This is a genomic window from Pseudomonas sp., assembly GCF_046581935.1.
Lineage (GTDB): Bacteria > Pseudomonadota > Gammaproteobacteria > Pseudomonadales > Pseudomonadaceae > Aquipseudomonas.
Map to the genome: position 1 here is coordinate 44605 of NZ_JAYGFK010000028.1, position 21291 is coordinate 65895.

Consider the following 21291-nt stretch of genomic DNA (forward strand, 5'->3'; position numbering starts at 1 on the left):
CAAATCTTGTAACACAAGGTTCTTGCGCTTATTGCCGGGGCAATGACCGAAAATCGCACTCTTGTCACGTAGTTTGCATAGAATCCAACGCACATTTAGGTGCACAGGGGGTGTTTCATGCGGCGTGTGATCTTCAATCAGAAGGGCGGAGTGGGGAAGTCCAGTATTGCCTGCAACCTGGCAGCGGTCAGTGCGTCGCAAGGCTATCGCACGCTGTTGATCGACCTGGATGCCCAGGCTAACTCAACCCATTACCTCACCGGGTTGACCGGCGAGGACATCCCGATGGGCATTGCCGAGTTCTTCAAAAACACCCTGTCATCCACGCCGTTCGGCAAAAAAGGCAAGGTGGATATCTACGAAACGCCATTCGATAACCTCCATGTGGTCACCGCTACGGCCGAGTTGGCTGACTTGCAGCCCAAGCTGGAGCAGAAGCACAAGATCAATAAACTGCGCAAATTGCTTGATGAGCTCAGCGAAGACTACGAGCGAATTTACCTCGACACCCCGCCAGCATTGAATTTCTATACGGTTTCAGCACTGATCGCTGCCGACCGCGTGCTGATCCCTTTCGATTGCGACAGTTTCTCGCGCCAAGCGCTGTATGGCCTGTTGCGGGAGATTGAAGAACTCAAAGAGGATCACAACGAGAAGTTGGAAGTTGAAGGTATTGTGGTCAACCAGTTCCAGCCGCGCGCCAGCCTACCGCAGCAGTTGCTTGATGAGTTGCTTGCCGAGGGCTTGCCGGTGTTACCGGTCAACTTGATGAGTTCGGTAAAAATGCGCGAGTCGCACCAAGCCTGTACGCCGCTGATCTACCTGGATCGTAACCACAAACTGACTCAGCAGTTTGTCGAGCTGCATGATCTGCTCAATAGCGCCGATTGAGCCAAGCGGGAAAACAAAAAAGCTGCCTAGGCAGCTTTTTTGTTGGCTAGTTCAGAGCCTGTTTTGAACGCAGCAGGGCCGACGCGCAGCAGATCGTGAGCATGCTCTAGCGGACGACGTAGATATCGCAGGGCGCCTTGTGCAAAAAGTGCTGCGCTAAGCTGCCGAGTAACGCTTGCGACAGCGCGCTACGGCCGTGGCTGCCGAGTACCAGCAGTTCGCTGTCATGGTCTTTCAGGTGGGCCTGGAGGCAGCGTAGGATGCCGCCCTGCTGTACTGAGTGGCTGAGGCTCGGGCCTTTTTCTGGCAGGTTTTGCGCCTCATCTTCTAGCAATTGGCTGATCAGGGCTTTTTGCGTGTCTAGCTGCGCCTCAACCTGCTTGGCGGTGCCTTTGTTTGGCTCGAACACATGCAGGGCATGCAGGTCTGCGGTTTCTGGCAGCAGCCGATAGGCTTGGCCAAGGGCGCTGCAGGCGCAGAGTGAGAAGTCGATGGCGGCCAGGGCGCGCTCATAGGGGCGGAAATCGTTGCGGGCTACCAGCAGTAATGGCACGGGGCAGTTACGCGCAATGCGATCAAGGCTGGTGCCGGAGAAAAAGTCATGACGTTGATGATGGCCGCCGAGAACTAGCAAGTCGCAGCCCAGCGCGCTGAGTTGCTGCAGGACCACTTCCGAGGGTTTGATGCCGCTGCAGATCAGCAGTTTGCTGCCGGGCGGGGCGTGCTGGGTCAGGCTGCGGTCCAGGGCCTGCTTGGCCGCTTCATGTTCCTGGCTGCTTTTGCTCGGGTCGAGCACATGCAGGATGGTCAGTTTGGCGTTGAACTGCTTGGCCAACTGGGCCGCACGGCACAAGGCCATGTCGGCGGTGTCGCGCAGGTCGTGGGCAATAAGGATATGACTGGGCATGGTCGGCGCTCTCCTGCCGATGCATGTCGGCACATTTATTCTGACCTCGAGTCATAGCTGGACTTTTGACCTAGGGCAAGGTCAGGCGTCAGCGCGTGCGCAATTGGTACAAGCCGCGACTCAGGGCGACCACTTCACCACTGTCATCGGTTAGCTGCAACTCTAAAACGTACTCGGCTTTGCCTTCTTCTGTTGCCTGCTTTTGCAGGCGCTGAATTTCATCCTCCGCCAGGCAGGCTTGCACGCGGATATCGCCGGTTGCCGGGCGACGAAAGCGCAGGTTCATTTCCTTGACGATGGGGTAAAAGCGTTGGGCATCGAAGCTGGTGAGGAACAGCGCGCCGCCGGGAATTTCCGCCAAGGTGAACAGCGCGCCAGCGTACATGCTGCCGATATGATTTTGATTGCCCGTCAGCGGCATGCACAGGCGCACGCAGCCGGGCTCAAGCACTTCGGCTTTGAGGCCGCTGCGTTGTACAAAGGCGATCTGTTCTTCTGTGAGCTGGCGTACCAGTTCAAGGGGCATGGGCATGGCTGGCTCTCGCGGTAGGGTCGAGAGGCCAGCCTAAACCTTGTTATTGCACGAGGTAATGACTTGGGCGGTGACGCCGGATTGACCGATTCGCTCAGCGCGGGTCAGTGTCAGATGCCGTGCTCACGCAACCAGCCGAGCAGTTGCGGCAGTGGCAGCGCGCCGCTCTGGCGGGCAACCTCGACGCCACCCTTGAGCAGGATCAGGCTGGGGATCGAGCGGATGCCCATCTCGGCAGACAGTTGCGGGTTGGCTTCACTGTCCAGCTTGCTCAGGCGGCAGCGGCCTTGCAACTGGCTCGCGGCCTGGGCGTAAGTCGGTGCAAAGCTGCGACACGGGCCACACCAACTGGCCCATACATCGATCAATAGCGGTAGGTCGCCCTTGTTCTGTGCCGCGAAGCTGGCCTGCGTCAGCTCGAAGGGTGTGCTCGGCAGTACTTCTGACTTGCAGCGACCACAGCGGGGCGCATCGCCCATGCGCTCGGCGGGGATACGATTAAGCCCGTTGCAATGTGGGCAAGGGATTAGCAGGGGATTGGACATGGGCGACTCCAGAGGCGGTTACCCCTAATCTGGAGTCGCTTGCGCAGATATCAAGGTCGATCAGTGTTTGGCGGCGTTCAAGGCTTGCGCCAGGTCGGCCAGAATGTCGTCGCTGTGCTCGATGCCGATGGACAGGCGGACCATGTCGCGCGGCACGCCGGCGCGCTCAAGCTCTTCATCATTCAGTTGGCGATGGGTGGTCGAGGCCGGGTGGCAGGCCAGCGATTTGGCGTCGCCGATGTTGACCAAACGAACCACTAACTGCAGCGCATCGATAAAGCGCGCCCCGGCTTCTTGCCCGCCGACAATGCCGAACGACAGAATCGAGGCCGGTTTGCCTGCGCAATACTGCTTCGCCAGGGCATGCTCGGGGTGATCGGTCAGGCCGGCGTATTTGACCCAGGCCACCTGCGGATGCTCTTGCAGGTAATGCGCGACCTTCAGTGCGTTTTCGCAGTGGCGTTCCATGCGCAGCGCCAGGGTTTCCAATCCTTGCAGGATCAAAAAGGCGTTGAACGGCGACAGCGCCGCGCCGGTGTTGCGCAGCGGCACTACGCGGCAGCGGCCGATAAAGGCGGCGGGGCCAAAGGCTTCGGTGTAGGTCACGCCGTGGTATGACGGGTCCGGCGTATTGAGCAGCGGGAAGCGCGCCTGGTTGTCGGCCCAAGGGAATTTGCCAGAGTCCACCACGATGCCGCCGATGCTGGTGCCGTGGCCGCCGATGTATTTGGTCAACGAGTGCACAACGATGTCGGCACCGTGTTCGAACGGCCGGCAGAGAATCGGGGTGGCCACGGTGTTGTCGACGATCAGTGGGACGCCATGGCGGTGCGCGGCATCGGCCAGCGCCTGCAGGTCAACGATATTGCCGGCGGGGTTGCCAATCGATTCGCAGAATACTGCTTTGGTTTTATCGTCGATCAGCGCTTCCAGGGCAGCAATGTCGTCATGCGCAGCGAAGCGGGTCTGGATGCCAAAGCGCGGCAAGGTATGGGCCAGCAGGTTGTAGGTGCCGCCATAGAGCTTGGCCACCGAGACGATATTGTCGCCAGCTTCGGCCACGGTCTGAATCGCATAGGTAATGGCGGCCATGCCAGAGGCCACAGCCAGTGCGCCGACGCCGCCTTCCAGCGCTGCCACGCGCTCTTCGAGCACGGCGTTGGTCGGGTTCATGATCCGCGAATAGATATTGCCGGCGACCTTCAGGTCGAACAGGTCGGCACCGTGCTGGGTGTCATCAAAGGCAAAGGAGCTGGTCTGGTAGATCGGCACCGCCACCGCCTTGGTGGTTGGGTCAGGGCTGTAGCCGGCGTGGATGGCCAGGGTTTCCAGTTTCATGCGTGCGTTCCTTCAGGGCAGATTGCAAGGTTCGCAGCATGGAGAAAGCAGCAAGGCCCGGTCAATGCATTGGCGCAATGAAACGGGCCCCTGGAGCCTGTCGGACTTAACACTGTTCTACTGCGGAAAAGCCGGACTTGGCCATTTTTTCTGCTTTCCCTCGTTAAATAGCCAGCTATTCGCCTCGGAAAAGCAGAAAAACTGCCTCAAGCCGAGCTTTCCCTCGCTACGAACGGTCAAGCCCGGCAGGCTCCTAGTTTAGATCGATATGTCTGCCGCTTATGCCGTTACACCGGCGTCAGCGGGAAGAACCAGGGAATGACGAAGCTGGCCACCACCCACAGCAGCAGGTTGAGCGGAATACCGACTTTCATAAAGTCGGTGAAGCGATAGCCGCCGGCGTTATACACGAAGGTATTGGTTTGATAGCCGATTGGGGTGGCGAAGCTGGCGCTGGCGGCAAACATTACGGCAACGACGAAGGGCCGTGGGTCGACGCCCAGGTGCTGAGCCAGACCAATGGCGATGGGCGTGACCAGCACCGCCACGGCGTTGTTCGAGAGCATTTCGGTGAGGATCGAGGTCAGCAAATAGATCAGCGACAGCATCAACAGCGGCCCGGCCCAGGGCAGCCAGCCCATGACGTGCTCCACCAGTAGTTTGACCAGGCCGACTTTGTCCATGGCGATGCTGATGGCCAGCATGCCGAAGATCAGGCTGAGAATCTTCCAGTCCACGGCCTTGTAGGCGTCTTCCACATCCAGGCAGCGGGTGGCCAGCACGGTCACCGCGCCGATGATCGCCAGCCCTTCGATGGGCATCACGCCAAAGGCAGCCAGCAGCATCACGGCCAGGGTGGCGATGATGGCGATGGGCGCTTTGTCGCGGCGGAAGGCGCGCTCTTGTACGGCGTTGAGGCTGATCAGCTCGCCGTTGTCGGCAAAGCGTTTGATCTGCGTCGGTGTACCTTCGACCAGCATCACGTCACCGAACTGCAGCTCGAAGTCGTCGAGGTTGCCCTGGATGTTGTCGTCCTGGCGGTGCACGGCCAGCACAGCGATGCCATAGCGCGCAGTCAGGTCGAGGTCGCGCATGGGCCGGTGGCTGTAGCGCGAGTTACGCCCGACGATGGCCTCGGCGAGGATCACGTCATGGCTGCTGATGGTTTCAAAGGCATCGCTACGGTTGAAAATCAGGTGGCCGCTTTCGCGCAGTTCGACCACGTCCTTGACCTGACCATGCAGCACCAACTGGTCGCCGGCGATCAGCACAGTGTCGTGAGTGGGCGCGGTGAGTTCTTGCTCGTCGCGGAAAATCTTCAGCACCTGCAGGCCGCTGCCGCCGTTGAGATTGGCTTCGTGCAGGGTTTTGCCAATAACCGGAGAGTCGTGTGGCACCAGCAGCTCGGTCATAAAGGTGCGCGCCAAGTCCGGGCGCAGCTGCTTGGACAGCGTCTCGCGCTCGGGCAGCAAGTGGCGGCCGATGGTCAGCAGGTAGGTCATACCGGCGGCCGCCAGGATCAGGCCGGCAGCGGTGATTTCAAACATGCCAAAGGGTTCTAAGCCCGCCTTGCGCGCCACGCCGTCGACCAGGATGTTGGTCGAGGTGCCGATCATGGTCAGCGTGCCGCCGAGGATGGTGGCGTAAGACAGTGGAATCAGCAGCTTTGATGGCAGCGTGCCGGCACGGCGCGCCAGGGAGATTGCCACCGGCGTGAGGATGGCCACCACTGGGGTGTTGTTCAAAAATGCCGAGATCACCAGGGCGGTAATCGTCAGGCCGGTGAGCACACGAATCGGGCTGGTGCCGACCAAGTCACCCAGCCAATTGCCGAGTGCGTCGATACAGCCGGTACGCTCCAGTGCCGCGGAGAGCACAAACATGCAGGCGATGGTCACGGGCGCTGAGTTGCTCAGTACGCTGAGCACTTCTGCCGGGCTTAGCAGTTGGGTAATCAGCAGCGCTGCCACGGCGATGGCCGCGACGATATCGGGGCTCCACTTCTCGCGCACAAAGGCGTACAGCAGCCAGACCAGTAAGGCACCGACAAACAGTAGGGGCAGGGGCAGCGAATCCCAGAACATGAACATCCTTAGCAGCGAATCTCGTATGAGGTATCGGCGCGCCGGAACCAAGCGGAGCCGCCACGCAAGGCGCAGAAGATAAGGGTTGCTGCTTAGAGAGTCTAAGAATGTTTGGAAAGGTTTATATGCCTTTTCGGTTTAATAGATAAGCCTGTACCGCTGCCTCTGTGGCGCGCTGTGCCTGTGCGCTCGGGCATTCGCGGATTAGGCTCAAGGCTTTATCACGCTGGGGGATCTATGCGTCAGTTGGGGATTTTAGGCGGCATGAGTTGGGAGTCGACAGCTAGCTATTACCGCTTGCTCAATCAGGGTGTACGTGAGCATCTAGGTGGCTTGCATTCGGCACCCTTACTGCTGCAGTCGCTGGACTTTGCCGAAGTTGCCGAGCTGCAACGATGTGGTGACTGGCATGCCGCTGGCGAACTATTGGCCAGGGCGGCGCAAGGGTTGCAACAGGCCGGGGCGACGGCTTTGCTGTTGGCTACCAACACCATGCACAAGGTTGCGCCGGCGCTGGAGTCTGCCGTGGATATCCCGTTGTTGCATATCGCTGATGCCGTCGGTCAAAGCCTGCAACGGCAGGGCGTAAAGCGTGCAGCATTGCTTGGTACGCGCTTTACCATGCAGGAGGACTTCTATCGCCAGCGTCTGGTTGAGCGTTTTGCTATTGAGGTGATGATCCCGGGTGCTGAGCAGATGGCCGAAATCGACCGGGTGATTTTTGCCGAGTTGTGCCAAGGCCAGTTTTTGTCGCCGGCCCGGGAGTTCTATTTAGATTGCTTGCGTGCCTTGCAGCAGCAAGGCGCTGAAGTGGCCATTCTCGGCTGTACCGAAATTGGCCTGTTGCTTGATGGTCTGGATGCGCCGTTACCGCTACTCGACAGTACCGAGCGGCATGTAGCCATGGGGCTGGAGTGGATGTTGGGTGGCGTTTAGGTCGCCTGTGGGAGGGGCTTTAGCGGCGATTGTCGCGGCTAAAGCCTCTCCCACACGTGCGTAATGCGTTATGACGAGCAGCTGATCTCCAGGTGCTTGCCCCATTCCGGTGGGCTCTGGGCGTAGCGCTCGAAGCCCGGTTGTTCGTCGAAGGGCTGTGACAGTACCTGGTGCAGTTCGCGTACCGGGGCGTAGTCGCCCTGTTCGGCGGCCTCGATGGCTTGCTGGGCGAGGTAGTTGCGCAGGATGTACTTGGGGTTAACCGCATGCATGCGCGCCTGGCGCTGTGCTTGCCCAGCGTCGTCCTGAGCGCTGCGCGTCAGGTAGTCGGCGGCCCAGGCGTCGAAGCCGGCCAGGTCAGTAAACTCATCGCGCAGGCGTGCCACGGCTTGCGCGGCAGGGCTGTCGCCGAGTTCGCGGAAGAACTGGGTGTAATCCACCGCGCTGCTCTGCATCAGTTGCAGCAGGTGTTGTACCAGGGCTTCGTCAGCCTCATCGGCGCTCAACAGGCCCAGGCGTTTGCGCATCAGGTCGAGGTAGTGCGCTTGATACAGCGGCAGGAACAGGCCGAGGGTTTCGCGCAGGGCGTCCACCTCTATCAGCGGCACCAGCGCCTGGCCGAGGGCGGCGAGGTTCCATTGAGCAATGGGCACCTGATTGCTGAAGCTGTAGCGGCCGCTGTCGTCCGAATGGTTGCAGATGTGTTTGGCGTCGAAGTCATCGAGGAAGGCATAAGGGCCGTAGTCGAAGGTGATGCCGAGGATCGACATGTTGTCGGTGTTCATCACCCCATGGCAGAAGCCATAGGCCTGCCAGTGGGCGATCATCGCGGCGTTACGCTCGATGATTTCGCGGAACATCGCCAGGTACGGCTGCTCCTGCTGTGCGCATTCGGGGTAATGGCACTGCAGTACGTGCTCGGCCAGTTGTTTGAGTTGTTCATGCTGGCGGGTGTAGTAGAAGTATTCGAAGTGGCCGAAACGCACATGGCTGGGTGCCAGGCGCAGGACCATGGCCGCTGTCTCCTGTTTCTCGCGCCACACCGGGGTGCTGGAGCCGGTTACGCAGAGTGCCCGCGAGCTCGGGATGCCGAGGGCGTGCAGGTGTTCGCTGGCGAGAAACTCGCGAATAGATGAGCGCAATACGGCGCGGCCGTCGCCGCTGCGTGAGTAGGGTGTTTGTCCGGCACCTTTGAGGTGCAGGTCCCAATACTCGCCGGCGTCGTTGCGCACTTCGCCCAGCAGCAGGCCGCGGCCGTCGCCGAGGCGCGGGTTGTAGCCGCCGAACTGATGCCCGGAATAGACCATGGCGCGCGGCTCCGCCGTGCTCCACAGGGTGTGCCCGGTAAATATCTGGGCAAATACCTCGCTGTCGGCCTCGTTCGGGTCGAGGTCAAGCAACGCCATGGCGGCCGTGCTGGCCACGACCAGGCGCGGCTCGGCAATTGGTTCGGGCATTACTTTGCTGGAAAAGGCATCGCCAAGGCGGGCGAAGCGGTTGTCGAACTGCAGCTCGATGAGCGACTTCACGGTCAGGCTCCAGCCGGGCAGAGCAGCCCGGCAGCGGTAAGAGGGCAGGCCGGTAAGTACCGGCCGCATGGTCAGGTTATGTCGGGTCTGCGGCGGTACCCGGCGGCAGTTGTGCTTGCTTGGTTGTGGCCGCAGCAGCGGCGTTAATCAGTTCGCCGCTGCCCAGGTTGAGTTCCTGACCCTGCTGGTTTTTGATCAATACATCAACCTGATTGAAGGCCATCTCGACGTTGTTCTCGCGGAAGCTCAGGGCGATGCGTGTAAGGATTTCATCGGTGGCGGCGTTACGGTCGCCCAGTTCGCGGACATGGAAGCGCAGCTCGTAGTCGAAGGTGCTGGCGCTGATGGTCAGGAAGAACAGCTGAGGTTCCGGGTCGCGCAACACGCGCGGGTTCTCGGTCGCGGCCTGCATCATTAACTTACGTGCCAGCTCCAGATTGGACTCGTAGGCTAGGCCGATTTTCACGATGACGCGGGTGACGGTGTCGTTAAGCGACCAGTTGATGAGCTGGTCGGTGACGAAGGTTTTGTTCGGTACGATGATTTCTTTGCGGTCGAAATCAGTAATGGTGGTGGCGCGAATACGGATTTTGCTGACGGTGCCGGACAGGTTGCCGATGGTCACCACGTCGCCAATGCGCACCGGGCGCTCGAACAGGATGATCAGGCCAGAGATAAAGTTGGCGAAGATTTCCTGCAGGCCAAAGCCCAGACCAACCGATAGCGCGGCAACCAGCCATTGCAGCTTGTCCCAGCTGACGCCGAGCGTCGACAGGGTGATGACAAAGCCAATACCGACAATCGCGTAGGACAGCAGGGTGGTGGTGGCATAGGCGCTGCCTTGCGCCAGCTTCAAGCGTGACAGCACCAGTACTTCCAACAGGCCGGGTAGGTTGCGGCCAAGTGCCACGGTAATGCCGACAATGATCAGCGCGCCAAGTACATCGCTAAGACTGATCGGTACCAGGGTCGCGGCATCGCCCGTGCCGCTGCTGTATTGGTAGAGAGTGATGTTGTCCAGGTAGGAGAACACCGAGATCAAATCCACCCAGACCCAATACAGGCCGGCGATAAAGGTGCCGAGCAGGGCCAGGCGAATCAGACGCAGTGATTGCTGGTTGACCTGCTCAATGTCCAGTGTCGGCTCTTCAATAACCGTTTCTGCGCCATCGCTACCCTCTTTGCTTTGCGCTTGGCGTTTGCTGATGGCGCGCTGGTAAGCCAGGCGACGAGCTGCTACCGACAGGCCACGGACGAAGGTGGCCTCGACGATCAGCCAGATCATCAGCAGGTAGAGGGTATTGATCAGGCGGTCACTTAGTTTCAGTGCGGTGTAGTAGTAGCCGAACCCCACCGCCACGATTAGCGCCAACGGCAGCAGGCTGAGGGCAATACTGATCAGCATACGTAAGGCTGTCGCATGCTCCCGCGCTGGGCCGCTGAGCAGCAATTTGTGCAGCAGCCAGGCCATTAGGGCATAGCAGGTGAGCACTACGCTGAGGCCAATAACATCATCGCCGAGACTGGCCGGCTGGTGCTCTGCCACCGTCACCACGGCCACCAGCGCCATGACAACTAGACCTAAGCGGCGAATTTGTCGGTGCAGGAAAGCCACCTGTTTTTGCTCACCGTGAAAGTGCAACTCAGCCACGCCGCCAGAGGCCAGGATGCGGTAGGCGGTGTAGAACACCAGCCAGGCTTGTGCCATATGGAAAAAAGCCTGGCCCAGGTTGGCATTTTGCCCACGGGCGTCCATCTGCAGGGCAAAGCCGCATAGCGCCAGGAACAGCGTGCCGGGTAAGGCCAGCAGCACGTTGAGCATGATGGCCATAGGCGTGTGCAGTTGGCTGTCGCGCTTGAAGTGGCCGATGTCTTGGTGCAACTCAATGAGCTTGCGGTACAGGTAACCGCGTCGCCACAGCAGTATGGCAATCAACAGCAGCAAGGGTAGGAATAGCAGTGGCCGCTCTACCAGGCCTGCCGCCAGTTGTTGCAGGTTGGCGCTCCAAGGCAGCTCGGCAATTTGCCGCTCCAGCAGCTGTGGCACGGACTTGAACCAATCCAGGTCCAGTGGCTTGTTGCTGGGAATCCAGAACATCTGCTCGTCGAGAGTGGCGCGCAGGGTCTCAGCGGTAGTTTTTAACTGCTTCTGATTGAGCTGCAGGGTGATCGATTCGTTGAGTAGGGCGTTGAGCTCACGGTTCAGGCGGTCGATCAGGTCGCTGCGCGTGCTGATGGTGTCGAGCAGGCTGCTGCGCAGAGTGTCGATATCGGTATTGCGATTGCTGTTGGGAGTCGCCAGCAATTTATCCACATAGGCGCTGGGGTTGCTGATGTCTTCGCGCTGTTGGTTGAGCTCGAACTGGTACAGGCGCAGGTCGGCAATGTGGTCAGGCAAATCGCTGTCAATCTTCAGCTTCGGCAATGCTTGTTGCTGTTTGTAGAGGATGCGCGAGAGCAGCAGGCTGCCTTGCAAGACGTTGATCTGTTCTTCCAGGGCTTGGTCGCTCTGGCTCAGGCTGTCGAGCTGCTGCTTGGTTTGTAGGTTCAGACGCGTCAGTTCATTGAGGCGGTCAGTGGCGCGCAGCAGGTAGTCGGAGAGCTTGAGGTTGAGGGCGCTTTCCTGGGCGAGGAGGTTGTCGGTGCCGGCTTTCTCCGCCTCACGAGATTGCTCGGCGACGGTTTGTTCGGAGAGGTCGCGGCGCTTCTCGTTGATCAGGTTTTGCAGGTCGAGCAGCTCTTGCTCGACGCGTTTGATGCGCTCTTCCAGCAGGTTACGTTGGCTGTTGCCGAGGTCTTGCAGCAGGCTGTTGCCGGCCAGCTCCTTACGCCGCAGCTGGGTTTGCGCATCCAGCATGGCCAGTTCGGCGTTCAGTTGGTCGCGGCGGTCATTGTTCAGTGGTTTGCCGGCATCGCGAGCGCTTTTCAGGATGCTATTGATTTCCTGGCTGCGGCTTTGGTTGCTGCTGATCTCCGCTTGGGAGCGCTCGGGGCGGGTTTGCGCAGTGATGATCAGGCTGTTGGCGTCGATGATCTGCTTCTGCCATGCCCCCAGTTGGTTATTGCGCTCTGTCAGCAATTGTTCGAGTTGAGGCAGTGTGCTTTTGGCGTAACGCTGGCGGACTTGGGTCGGTTGGCTTGCCTTGAGTCGCTCGAAGTCACGCTTGGCTTCAGTGATCAGGCGTGGGGCCTGCTGTAACTGCTTCTCCAGGTCGGCCAGGTGTTGCTGGTTGTCGGCCTGTTCGCTAAGCAGGGAGAGCGTCTTTTCCAGCGTCTGTTTGACTGCCTGTTGTTCGGCCTCCGGCAATTTGCGATCAGCCAAGCTATCGAGGCTGCTCTGTACGTCGGCACGGCTCGGCGGCTCACCGGCCTGCAATGTGGGGATGTTCAGGCACAGACCGAGTAGCACGGCAACGAGGTAGGCGCGTAAGGCAGGCAAGGAAGGCATAGTGATGATCGTAAAGCCCTAGAGGATGCTGAGTTTAACAGGCGGCGAGGTAAACGCTGACCGGTCTTTCAGCATGCTCCCTAGAACATCAGTGTTGGGCCCGGCCGGCTACCTTCGGGAAATCTGACGCCGACTTTGCGGATCTTGTTCCCTTCCATTGCAGCTACAGTCCAGGTCAGGCCTTGCCATTCCACTTGGTCGCCGATCACCGGCTCACCGCCAATCTTGTGAGCGATAAAGCGAGCTAGGTGCAGTTGGCCTTCGGCGCCTTCCAGCTGTAAGCCGTATAGCGCTGCTACAGCCGCCAGCTCAGCATCACCTTCGAGGACGAAATCACCGAAGAAACGCAGATCCTGGCCGCGCTTCGGTGCCTGGCTGAATAGGCGGCCAAGGGCGGTCAGGTCGTGCTCATGGCCGACCACACAGAGCAAGTCGCCCGCCTCCAGAGTGGTACTACCGGACGGGTGCAGCAGTTCGCGGCCACGGAACAGCGCGGCGATACGGGTGCCTTCGGGCATGTTTAGTTCACGCAGGGCTGCGCCGATGCACCATTTTTCTGCGCCGAGGCGATAGATAAACAGCTCCCACTGGCTGGTCGGATGCACCTCTAGGCCGGCGCGCGATACCGGTGATGGTTCCGGCGGAACGGTAACGCGCAGCAGCTTGGCCGCCCACGGCAGGCTGGTGCCCTGCAACAGCAGGGAAACCAGCACAATAAAGAACGCCACATTGAAGAACAGCTGGGCATTTGGCAGGCCAGCCATCAACGGGAATACCGCGAGGATAATCGGCACCGCGCCACGCAGGCCGACCCAGGCGATAAAGGCCCGCTCGCGATCATGGAAGGCGCGGAATGGCAGCAGGCCGATGAACACCGACAGCGGTCGGGCGAACAGGATCATCCACAGCGCCAAGCCCAGTGCCGGCAAGGCAATCGGTAGCAGCTCGTGCGGCGTGACCAGCAGGCCGAGGACCAGAAACATGCCGATCTGCGCCAGCCAGGTTAGGCCATCGAGCATGTGCAGGATGCCGTGGCGTGAACGGATTGGTCGGTTGCCCAGCAGCAGGCCGCACAGGTAGATCGAGAGGATGCCGCTGCCGCCGACGGCCGTGGTAATCGCGAAGATGATCAGGCCGCCGCTAACTACCAGCAGAGGATAAAGCCCGTTGGCCAGCTCCATGCGGTTGATCAGGTTGAGCAGCAGCCAACCGCCACCGAGGCCGAACAGTGCGCCAATGCCGAACTGTTGCAGCAGTTGCAGCAGCAGATTCCAGCTCAGGCCGTCCTGGCCGCTGGCGAGGATGGCGATCAGCGTCACGGTGAGGAAGACCGCCATCGGGTCGTTACTGCCGGACTCGATTTCCAGGGTGGCGCTGACCCGTTCGTTAAGGCCGCGCCCGCCGAGCAGGCTGAATACAGCTGCCGCATCGGTGGATCCGACGATAGCGCCGATCAGCAGACCTTCCATCCAGCTCAGGTCGAATAGCCAGGCGGCAGCAATACCGGTGAGCCCGGCGGTAATCAGCACCCCGAGCGTGGCCAGCGACAGCGAAGGCCATAGCGCCACGCGAAAGCTCGACACGCGCGTGCGCATGCCGCCGTCGAGCAGAATGATGGCCAGTGCCAAGTTGCCGACCAGGTAAGCCAGCGGATAGTTGTTGAAGATGATGCCGCCAGGGCCGTCGGTGCCGGCGAGCATGCCGACGCCAAGGAAGATCACCAGAATAGGGATGCCAAAGCGCGAGCCGAATGCGCTGACCAGGATGCTCATTGCGACTAGTACGCCACCGATCAAAAACAGGTTATTGATGGTGCTGGCATCCAAAGCGGCTTACTCCTGGCGGGCTCGATCATGCACGGCTATGCATGGTGCGTGCCAGAGATTCTAACCTGCGCCCTTGGGCTGCTGTCAAAAAAACGCCCGGCAGAGGCCGGGCGTCTTGTAACAGCATGCTGTGCAGCAACCTGTTAGGTGGCTGGCGGGATCATGGCGCTCGCCGTGCCAGCCTTTAGAACCAGGCGTCTTGCATACCCAGGCAGGTATCGTCGCGGGCTTCGAGGATGGCCAGGTCGTGGTGGCAGCTCGGCACTTCCCAGGTCAGGAAGTAACGCGCGGCCTGCAGCTTGCCTTGGTAAAAGTCGATATCAGCAGTATTGCCGCGCGCCAGGCCTTCTTCCGCACGAATCGCCTGCTCCAGCCAGCGCCAGCCGATCACCGTGTGGCCAAACACTTTCAGGTACAGCGCCGAGTTGGCCAGGCCCTCATTGACCTTGCCGTTCATCAAGTCGCCCAGCAGCGCTAGCGTGACAGTCTGTAGGCGCGCCAACAGTTGTTCCAGCGGCTCACGCAGAGCGCTCAGCGAGGCGTGCGCTTCGGCGCGCTGGCAGGTGCTGTGAATCAGCTTGAGCAACTGCTTGAGTGCCGCGCCACCGTTCATCGAGACTTTACGGCCAAGCAGGTCGAGGGACTGGATGCCGTGGGTGCCCTCATGGATCGGATTGAGGCGGTTGTCGCGGTAGTACTGCTCCACCGGGTAGTCGCGGGTATAACCATGGCCGCCAAGAATCTGGATCGCCAGTTCGTTGGCCTTGAGGCAGAACTCCGATGGCCAGGATTTGACGATTGGCGTCAGCAGGTCGAGCAATTCCAGGGCGCTGCGGCGTTCTTCTTCCGTTGCCAGGGTCTGGGTGTCGTCGAACAGGCGGGCGGCATACAGGCCGAGGTCGAAGGAGCCTTCCACATAAGCTTTCTGCGTCAGCAGCATGCGCCGTACATCGGCGTGCTCGATGATCGCTACTTGGCTGGAGGTTGGGTCTTTGCCATCGGGCAGGCGACCTTGCGGGCGTTGGCGTGCGTAGTCCAGCGAATACAGGTAGCCGGCGTAGCCAAGCATGACTGCGCCCATGCCGACGCCGATACGCGCCTCGTTCATCATCTGGAACATGTAGCTCAGGCCATGGTGTGGTTTGCCCACCAGATAGCCGATGCAGTCGCCGTTATCGCCGAAGTTAAGCGCCGTGGAGGTGGTGCCGCGCCAGCCCATCTTGTGGAACAGGCCAGCCAGCACCACGTCATTGCGTTTGCCCAGGCTGCCGTCGTCGTTTACCAGAAACTTCGGCACGATAAACAGGCTGATGCCCTTAACCCCAGGTGGTGCATCCGGCAGTTTGGCCAACACCATATGCACGATGTTTTCGCTGAGCGGGTGATCGCCGCCGGAGATAAAGATCTTGTTGCCCTTGATCCGGTACGTGCCGTCTTCAGCCGGTTCGGCGCGGGTGCGGATGTCCGACAGGGATGAGCCTGCGTGCGGTTCGGTCAGTGCCATGGTGCCGAAGAAACGGCCGTCGATCATCGGTTGCAGAAAGCGCTGCTTCTGTTCTGCGTTGCCGAAGGCTTCGATCAGGTTGGCCGCGCCCATGGTCAGAAACGGATACGAGGTGGTCGCCGCGTTGGCTGACTGGAAGTGCGCAAAGCAGGCTTGCGACAACAGGTTAGGCAGCTGCATGCCGCCAACATCGAACTCGCGGGTGGCATTGAGGAAGCCCGCTTCGAGGAAGGCGTCTACCGCTGGCTTGACCTCAGGGATCAGCACCGCCGCGCCGTCGACATATTCCGGTTCGTGTTCGTCGTTTTTGCGGTTGTGCGGGGCGAACAGGTTCTCGGCGATGCTGCGCGCGGTGTCGATGGCGGCATCGAAGGTTTCGCGGCTGTGTTCGGCGAAGCGCTCGCGCTGGGTCAGGCCTTCGGCGTCCAGCACTTCATACAGCTCGAAGGCCAGGTTACGGGAACTGAGCAGGGACTCGGACATGCTTATACCTCCGGTTGCAATGGGCCGAGTCTAAGCAGGTGCGCGCGTGGCTCACAGCACTATTAATAAGCGTGATAGCGGGGCGTTGGGCTGGGGCGGTCGAGTAGGGTGGATGACGCTTTATCCATCCGCCAGATCGCAATGGTGGATGAAAAAGGCGTCATCCACCCTACGAAGTTGCGCAACCAAACTCCTAGTTATTGGATAAAGCCTTGAGCCAGCTCGCGGGTTAGTTCTGCGGCGCCGATGGCCTTGCAACCGCTGACATTCTGCCCGGCCCAGAGTGGTGAGAAATCGCCGCAGCCCTGGCCTTCCGCCTGGCTACGCAGTGGCGCAATCGCCGCTGTCGCCAGCGGAAACGCCGGCGCAAGTGGGCTGATGGGGCCGAGCTCACGTATCACTCGGTTAACAATGCCGCGCGCCGGGCGACCGCTGAACAGGTTGGTCAGTGCCGTATGTCGCGCTGCCGGGCTGAGCAGAGTGGCGCGGTGGATAGCGCTGGTGCTGGCTTCGTCGCAACACAGATAGGCGGTGCCGACCTGCACCCCGGCTGCGCCAAGGGCCATGGCTGCCCGCACGCCCTGGGCATCGGCGATACCGCCGGCGGCGATGACCGGGGGCTGCACGGCCTGGACGATCTGCGGGAGTAGCGCAAAGGTGCCGAGCTGGCTGCTCAATTCATCAGTGAGGAACATGCCGCGATGGCCGCCGGCTTCCAGTCCTTGGGCGATGATCGCATCAGCGCCATGAGCTTCCAGCCAGAGCGCTTCCTCAACGGTGGTCGCCGAGCTGAGCACCTTGGCTCCGCAGGCTTTGACCCGCGCCAGTAGTTCTGCGCTAGGCAGGCCGAAGTGAAAGCTCACCACCGCTGGGCGCAATTCATCGAGCACATCGGCCATCTCGGCGCTGAACGGTTGGCGACCGGGGCCACTGCCGATGTTTGCCGGGTCGATGCCGAGTTCGGCGTAGTAAGGGCTTAACGCTACGCGCCAGGCTGCCTCGCGCGTAGTGTCAGCGGCCGGCGGGGCGTGGCAGAAGAAATTCAGGTTGTAGGGTTTACTGGTTTTCTCGTTCAGTGCTTGCAGTTCTTTGCGCAGCCCGGCGGCATCCAGCATGGCGCAAGGCAGCGAGCCGAGTGCGCCGGTGTTCGACACCGCGGCCGCTAAGCCATGCAGCTGCACGCCGGCCATCGGTGCCTGGATCAGTGGTAGCTCAATGCCCAAGAGGTCTTGCAGTTGCATGTCGGTTCTCCCTTGCCAGGCGGATCAGTGGCAACCGTACTGATCCATCTGGCACATGGCAAATGCTGCCACCCTGTTAAACTGCTCGGCCACAGGAGCCCGCCCGATGAACTACCGTCACGCCTTCCACGCCGGCAACCATGCCGATGTGTTGAAACACTACGTCCTCAGTCGCTTGATTACCCTGCTGTCACGCAAGGAGGCGCCCTTTGCCTACCTCGACAGCCATGCTGGCATTGGTCTGTATGACCTGCGTGGTGATCAGGCCAGCCGCACCGGCGAATGGCTCGAAGGCATCGCCCGCCTATGGCAGGCCAACGATGTGCCAGACCCGCTGCTGGATTATCTGGAAGTGATCCGGGCGATGAACCCGGATGGCGAGCTGCGCCATTACCCCGGTTCGCCCGAGCTGGCGCGCTTGCTGACCCGCGAGCAGGATCGTCTGCATCTCAATGAGAAACACCCGGAAGACGGTCGCTTGCTCAAAGAAAACATGCACGGCGACCGCCGCGTGGCCGTGCATTTGGGCGAAGGTTGGCATGTGCCACGTGCCTTACTGCCGACCCGCGAGAAACGCGCGTTGCTGCTGATCGACCCGCCGTTCGAACAGGCCGATGAAATGGAGCGCTGCGCCCAGTCGCTGAGCGAAGCTATCGGCCGTATGCGCCAGGCGGTGGTGGCGATCTGGTACCCGATCAAGGACCTGCGTCAGATGCGGCGCTTCTTCGGTGATCTGGAAAAGAGCAAAGCGCCCAAGCTGCTGCGCGTGGAACTCTATGTGCACTCCACGGATGAACCGACGCGCTTGAATGGCTCTGGCCTGGTGATCAGTAATCCGCCGTGGGGCCTGGAAGAGGAACTCAAGCAGATTCTGCCCTGGCTGGCGCAGTTGCTCGGGCAGAGCCAAGGCGGCTGGTGCATGGATTGGCTGATTGAGGAGAAAACCGCCTAAGCTTGCTGGTTAGGGCTCGGGCGCACTCATGTATTGCAACACTGCACACCGTCAGGAGCTTGTATGAGTTTGTCGCTGTTGAATCGCTACGCCTTCTTTGCTTTCTGCGTGTTGTTCACGCTCGGTGGTTTGCCGTTTGTTGCGGGGCATGCCTGGCTGTGGGCGGTGTTGCTGATAACCGGGCTGCTTAGCGCGGTGGGGGTGAATGACCTGTTGCAGAGTCGCCATGCGGTGCGCCGCAATTACCCGATTCTCGGCAACATCCGCTATCTGGTCGAAGGGATTCGCCCGGAGATCCGCCAATACCTGCTGGAGTCCGATAGCGAGCAGTTGCCGTTCTCGCGTGCGCAGCGCTCGCTGGTGTATGCGCGGGCGAAGAATCAGAGTGCGGACAAGGCCTTCGGTACCTTGGCTGACGTGTACCAGAGCGGCTTTGAGTATATTGGCCACTCGATGTTGCCGGCTGCGCATGTTGACCCCAGCACATTTCGCATCAGTATCGGTGGGCCGCAGTGCACGCAGCTGTACTCGGCATCGGTGTTCAATATCTCGGCCATGAGTTTTGGCTCGCTCAGTGCCAATGCGATTCGCGCGTTGAACCAAGGTGCCAAGCTCGGCGGTTTTTATCACGACACCGGTGAAGGCAGCATCAGCCCCTATCACCGTGAGCATGGCGGCGATCTGGTCTGGGAGCTGGGCAGCGGCTACTTCGGCTGTCGCCAGGACAATGGCCAGTTTGACCCGCAGCGTTTTGCCGCGCAGGCAGCCAACCCGCAAGTGAAGATGATTGAGATCAAACTCAGTCAAGGCGCCAAACCTGGGCACGGTGGGATTCTGCCGAAGCACAAGATTACTGCCGAAATTTCCGAGACTCGCGGTGTGCCAATGGGCCAGGACTGCGTGTCACCGGCGAGCCACAGCGCATTTTCTACGCCCATCGAGTTACTGCAGTTTGTCGCCCAACTGCGCGAGCTGTCGGCAGGCAAGCCGGTAGGTTTCAAGTTCTGCCTGGGCCATCCGTGGGAGTTTATGGGCATTGCCAAGGCCATGTTGGAGACCGGAATTCTGCCGGATTTTATCGTCGTCGATGGCAAGGAAGGCGGCACCGGCGCGGCGCCTGTGGAGTTTACCGATCACATCGGTGTGCCACTGCGTGAAGGGCTGTTGTTTGTGCATAACACCTTGGTCGGCGTCGGTTTGCGTGAGCAAATCCGTATCGGTGCCAGTGGCAAGATTGTCAGCGCCTTCGATATTGCCAGCGTGATGGCGATGGGGGCCGATTGGGCCAACTCGGCCCGTGGCTTTATGTTTGCCATCGGCTGTATTCAGAGCCAGTCGTGCCACACCAACAAATGTCCGACCGGTGTGGCCACGCAAGACGCTCTGCGCCAGCGCGCGCTAGTGGTGCCGGATAAGGCTGAACGCGTGCACAGCTTTCACCGCAATACCCTCAAGGCGCTGGCGGAGATGCTCGCCGCAGCCGGCCTTGAGCATCCCGCACAAGTGGAGGCCAAGCACCTGGTGCGACGTATGTCGGCGAGTGAGATCAAGCTGTACTCGCAGCTGCATGTGTTCCTCAAGCCGGGCGAGTTGCTCAGCGGTGAGGTCTCTGGCGGGTTTTATTCGCGGATGTGGCATATGGCGCAGGCCAACAGCTTCGCGCCGGCTTAAGCAGCCTTGGCTAGGGTTATCGGTTGGCGCGCGATTGGTGGGCGGTCGTGCGCCATTGGCGTAACGCCAGCGCCAGGCAGCGCTTATTGCTTGGCGGGCTCAATAAAGTAACTCAGTTGCGGGCGCGGGTTGAGGTATTCCAGCGCCTCACGTGGCAGCTGGGGAGGACGCAGGCAGGCGGCGATGGCCAGGCGGGGTTCTTGCTCCAGATCGACGATCAGAGCTTCGTGCTTGGGCACTTCGGCATCGTAGACAATCAATGTCGGTTTCAGTGGCTGGCTTGGGTTCATGCCCAATACCAGGCCATAGCGCTGGTCGTCCAGTTGCACCAGGCTGCCCGGCGGATAGATGCCCATGCAGCGAATGAAAGCCTTCAGCGCCACCGCGTCGAAGCGCGCATTGTATTGCTTGAACATCAGTGCCAAGGCCTCGTGCGGGCTTAGTCCGTCACGCGGGTTGAGTGGGTTACATAGGTTGTCGAACTGGTTGGTGATACACACCAGCCGGCTTAGTCGACCAATAGCCGACTCGCTTAGCTGGCGCGGATAACCACTGCCGTCGCAGTACTCGTGGTGCTCGTTGATGACGCGTAGCACTTCGTCGTCGAACATCAGTTTCTGCCCCATGCGTAAACCAAACTCGCAGTGCAGTTGCAGCAGTTGTTGTTCCGGGCGATTCAGGGGTTGGTTTTTCAGCAGTACCTTGCTGGGAACCTGTAGTTTGCCAACGTCATGCAGCAGAGCACCCAGGCCAAGGGTGTGGCAGTCCTCACTGTCCAGCCCCAGTTGACGACCCAGCAACAGGCTGAGCGTAGTGACATTCAGGGAATGGTAATAATGCTCTTCGGCAGCCTTGCTGTTAATGCTGTGCAGCACGGCACCGCTGCCACTGAGTAACGTATCGACCATGGCGCCGACAATCTCGCCGGCCTGCTTGAGGGCATCTTCAGGCCGGCTGCGCAGTGTCTGGTTGAGGGTTTTGACCTGCTGGCCGGCCTGGACGAACTTGCGATCAACTTCTGCTAAACGCTTGCGCAGCGCCTTGAGTTTATCGGCGCGAATGCGCTTGGCCTGTTCTTGCGGGGTGAGCACTGGTGCGCTGGGTGCTTCGTCGGCAGGTAAGCTGGTTGCTATCTCCAGCGGCTCGCAATCACTGCGGGCCGGGTCATAGCTCAGGCGCTCCAGCCCAAGGGCGCGCAGGGATTTGATCTGTCGTTCATCTTTGATTTTGAAATTGCTGAAGGCAAAGTTGTGTTCCCACCACGCCAATTCGAGCTGGATATACAGGCCGACACATAGCTGGTCAGGGGATATGTAGGTGGCGGCTGCAGGCATGCGGATATCGGCAATGGTGGCTATTGGCTTGCAGTCTAGCGTTTTGCCTGTGGCCTGGCAGCAGACTTAT

At 60.3% G+C, this 21291-nt stretch carries 15 protein-coding genes; 4 read left to right on the plus strand and 11 right to left on the minus strand.

Annotation, left to right across the window (positions count from 1 at the left end):
• The first annotated feature begins 117 nt into the window (after positions 1 to 117).
• Positions 118 to 891, plus strand: a complete 774-nt coding sequence (locus tag VCA57_RS22695) for a ParA family protein (protein WP_411187895.1) — start codon at positions 118 to 120, stop codon at positions 889 to 891.
• A gap of 106 nt (positions 892 to 997) precedes the next feature.
• Here VCA57_RS22695 and VCA57_RS22700 read toward each other — a convergent pair whose 3' ends face one another.
• The 5 genes from VCA57_RS22700 to VCA57_RS22720 all read right to left on the minus strand — a co-directional run bounded on the left by VCA57_RS22700 (position 998) and on the right by VCA57_RS22720 (position 6297).
• The gene (locus tag VCA57_RS22700; protein WP_411187897.1) at positions 998 to 1798 is read right to left on the minus strand and encodes a universal stress protein; all 801 of its coding nucleotides are present in this window, start codon (positions 1796 to 1798) and stop codon (positions 998 to 1000) included.
• A gap of 88 nt (positions 1799 to 1886) precedes the next feature.
• Positions 1887 to 2330 carry a PaaI family thioesterase gene (locus tag VCA57_RS22705; RefSeq protein ID WP_411187899.1) on the minus strand — a complete coding sequence of 148 codons (444 nt, stop codon included), beginning with the start codon at positions 2328 to 2330 and terminating at the stop codon, positions 1887 to 1889.
• A gap of 110 nt (positions 2331 to 2440) precedes the next feature.
• Entirely contained in the window at positions 2441 to 2875 is a 435-nt protein-coding gene (gene trxC, locus VCA57_RS22710; protein WP_411187901.1) for a thioredoxin TrxC, read from the minus strand.
• A gap of 60 nt (positions 2876 to 2935) precedes the next feature.
• A complete protein-coding gene (locus tag VCA57_RS22715) occupies positions 2936 to 4213 on the minus strand; it encodes a bifunctional O-acetylhomoserine aminocarboxypropyltransferase/cysteine synthase (RefSeq protein WP_411187903.1) in 1278 nt (425 codons plus the stop codon).
• Between the two features lie 287 nt (positions 4214 to 4500).
• The gene (locus tag VCA57_RS22720; protein ID WP_411187905.1) at positions 4501 to 6297 is read right to left on the minus strand and encodes an SLC13 family permease; all 1797 of its coding nucleotides are present in this window, start codon (positions 6295 to 6297) and stop codon (positions 4501 to 4503) included.
• A gap of 237 nt (positions 6298 to 6534) precedes the next feature.
• Here VCA57_RS22720 and VCA57_RS22725 point away from each other — a divergent pair, with 237 nt between their 5' ends.
• Positions 6535 to 7233, plus strand: coding sequence for an aspartate/glutamate racemase family protein (locus VCA57_RS22725; RefSeq protein ID WP_411187907.1), 699 nt, complete (start codon positions 6535 to 6537; stop codon positions 7231 to 7233).
• A 68-nt stretch (positions 7234 to 7301) separates the two neighbouring features.
• Here the strand turns inward: VCA57_RS22725 and selO are convergent, their stop codons facing one another.
• The 5 genes from selO to VCA57_RS22750 all read right to left on the minus strand — a co-directional run bounded on the left by selO (position 7302) and on the right by VCA57_RS22750 (position 17264).
• Positions 7302 to 8762 carry a protein adenylyltransferase SelO gene (selO, locus tag VCA57_RS22730; RefSeq protein ID WP_411187909.1) on the minus strand — a complete coding sequence of 487 codons (1461 nt, stop codon included), beginning with the start codon at positions 8760 to 8762 and terminating at the stop codon, positions 7302 to 7304.
• 76 nt (positions 8763 to 8838) lie between these two features.
• The gene (gene mscK, locus VCA57_RS22735; protein WP_411188114.1) at positions 8839 to 12201 is read right to left on the minus strand and encodes a mechanosensitive channel MscK; all 3363 of its coding nucleotides are present in this window, start codon (positions 12199 to 12201) and stop codon (positions 8839 to 8841) included.
• Positions 12202 to 12290: 89 nt separating this feature from the next.
• Positions 12291 to 14036: a potassium/proton antiporter gene (locus tag VCA57_RS22740; protein WP_411187911.1), complete on the minus strand. Its 1746-nt coding sequence runs from the start codon at positions 14034 to 14036 to the stop codon at positions 12291 to 12293.
• Positions 14037 to 14220: 184 nt separating this feature from the next.
• The gene (locus VCA57_RS22745; RefSeq protein ID WP_411187913.1) at positions 14221 to 16023 is read right to left on the minus strand and encodes an acyl-CoA dehydrogenase; all 1803 of its coding nucleotides are present in this window, start codon (positions 16021 to 16023) and stop codon (positions 14221 to 14223) included.
• A 197-nt stretch (positions 16024 to 16220) separates the two neighbouring features.
• On the minus strand, positions 16221 to 17264 hold the full coding sequence (locus tag VCA57_RS22750; RefSeq protein ID WP_411187915.1) for an NAD(P)H-dependent flavin oxidoreductase: 1044 nt from the start codon (positions 17262 to 17264) through the stop codon (positions 16221 to 16223).
• A gap of 106 nt (positions 17265 to 17370) precedes the next feature.
• On the opposite strand from VCA57_RS22750, the gene VCA57_RS22755 reads away from it, so the two are divergent.
• Entirely contained in the window at positions 17371 to 18216 is an 846-nt protein-coding gene (locus tag VCA57_RS22755; protein ID WP_411187917.1) for a 23S rRNA (adenine(2030)-N(6))-methyltransferase RlmJ, read from the plus strand.
• Positions 18217 to 18279: 63 nt separating this feature from the next.
• Positions 18280 to 19887 (plus strand): FMN-binding glutamate synthase family protein, encoded by a 1608-nt coding sequence (locus VCA57_RS22760; RefSeq protein ID WP_411187919.1) that lies wholly within the window; start codon positions 18280 to 18282, stop codon positions 19885 to 19887.
• Positions 19888 to 19970: 83 nt separating this feature from the next.
• On the opposite strand, the gene VCA57_RS22765 is transcribed toward VCA57_RS22760, so the two are convergent.
• On the minus strand, positions 19971 to 21221 hold the full coding sequence (locus VCA57_RS22765) for an HD-GYP domain-containing protein (protein ID WP_411187921.1): 1251 nt from the start codon (positions 21219 to 21221) through the stop codon (positions 19971 to 19973).
• Positions 21222 to 21291 lie beyond the last annotated feature (70 nt).

Coding starts and splice junctions, on each gene's coding strand:
- VCA57_RS22695 (WP_411187895.1), top strand. CDS start 118: ATGCGGCGTGTGATCTTCAATCAGAAGGGCGGAGTGGGGAAGTCCAGT.
- VCA57_RS22700 (WP_411187897.1), bottom strand. CDS start 1,798: ATGCCCAGTCATATCCTTATTGCCCACGACCTGCGCGACACCGCCGAC.
- VCA57_RS22705 (WP_411187899.1), bottom strand. CDS start 2,330: ATGCCCATGCCCCTTGAACTGGTACGCCAGCTCACAGAAGAACAGATC.
- trxC (WP_411187901.1), bottom strand. CDS start 2,875: ATGTCCAATCCCCTGCTAATCCCTTGCCCACATTGCAACGGGCTTAAT.
- VCA57_RS22715 (WP_411187903.1), bottom strand. CDS start 4,213: ATGAAACTGGAAACCCTGGCCATCCACGCCGGCTACAGCCCTGACCCA.
- VCA57_RS22720 (WP_411187905.1), bottom strand. CDS start 6,297: ATGTTCTGGGATTCGCTGCCCCTGCCCCTACTGTTTGTCGGTGCCTTA.
- VCA57_RS22725 (WP_411187907.1), top strand. CDS start 6,535: ATGCGTCAGTTGGGGATTTTAGGCGGCATGAGTTGGGAGTCGACAGCT.
- VCA57_RS22745 (WP_411187913.1), bottom strand. CDS start 16,023: ATGTCCGAGTCCCTGCTCAGTTCCCGTAACCTGGCCTTCGAGCTGTAT.
- VCA57_RS22750 (WP_411187915.1), bottom strand. CDS start 17,264: ATGCAACTGCAAGACCTCTTGGGCATTGAGCTACCACTGATCCAGGCA.
- VCA57_RS22755 (WP_411187917.1), top strand. CDS start 17,371: ATGAACTACCGTCACGCCTTCCACGCCGGCAACCATGCCGATGTGTTG.
- VCA57_RS22760 (WP_411187919.1), top strand. CDS start 18,280: ATGAGTTTGTCGCTGTTGAATCGCTACGCCTTCTTTGCTTTCTGCGTG.
- VCA57_RS22765 (WP_411187921.1), bottom strand. CDS start 21,221: ATGCCTGCAGCCGCCACCTACATATCCCCTGACCAGCTATGTGTCGGC.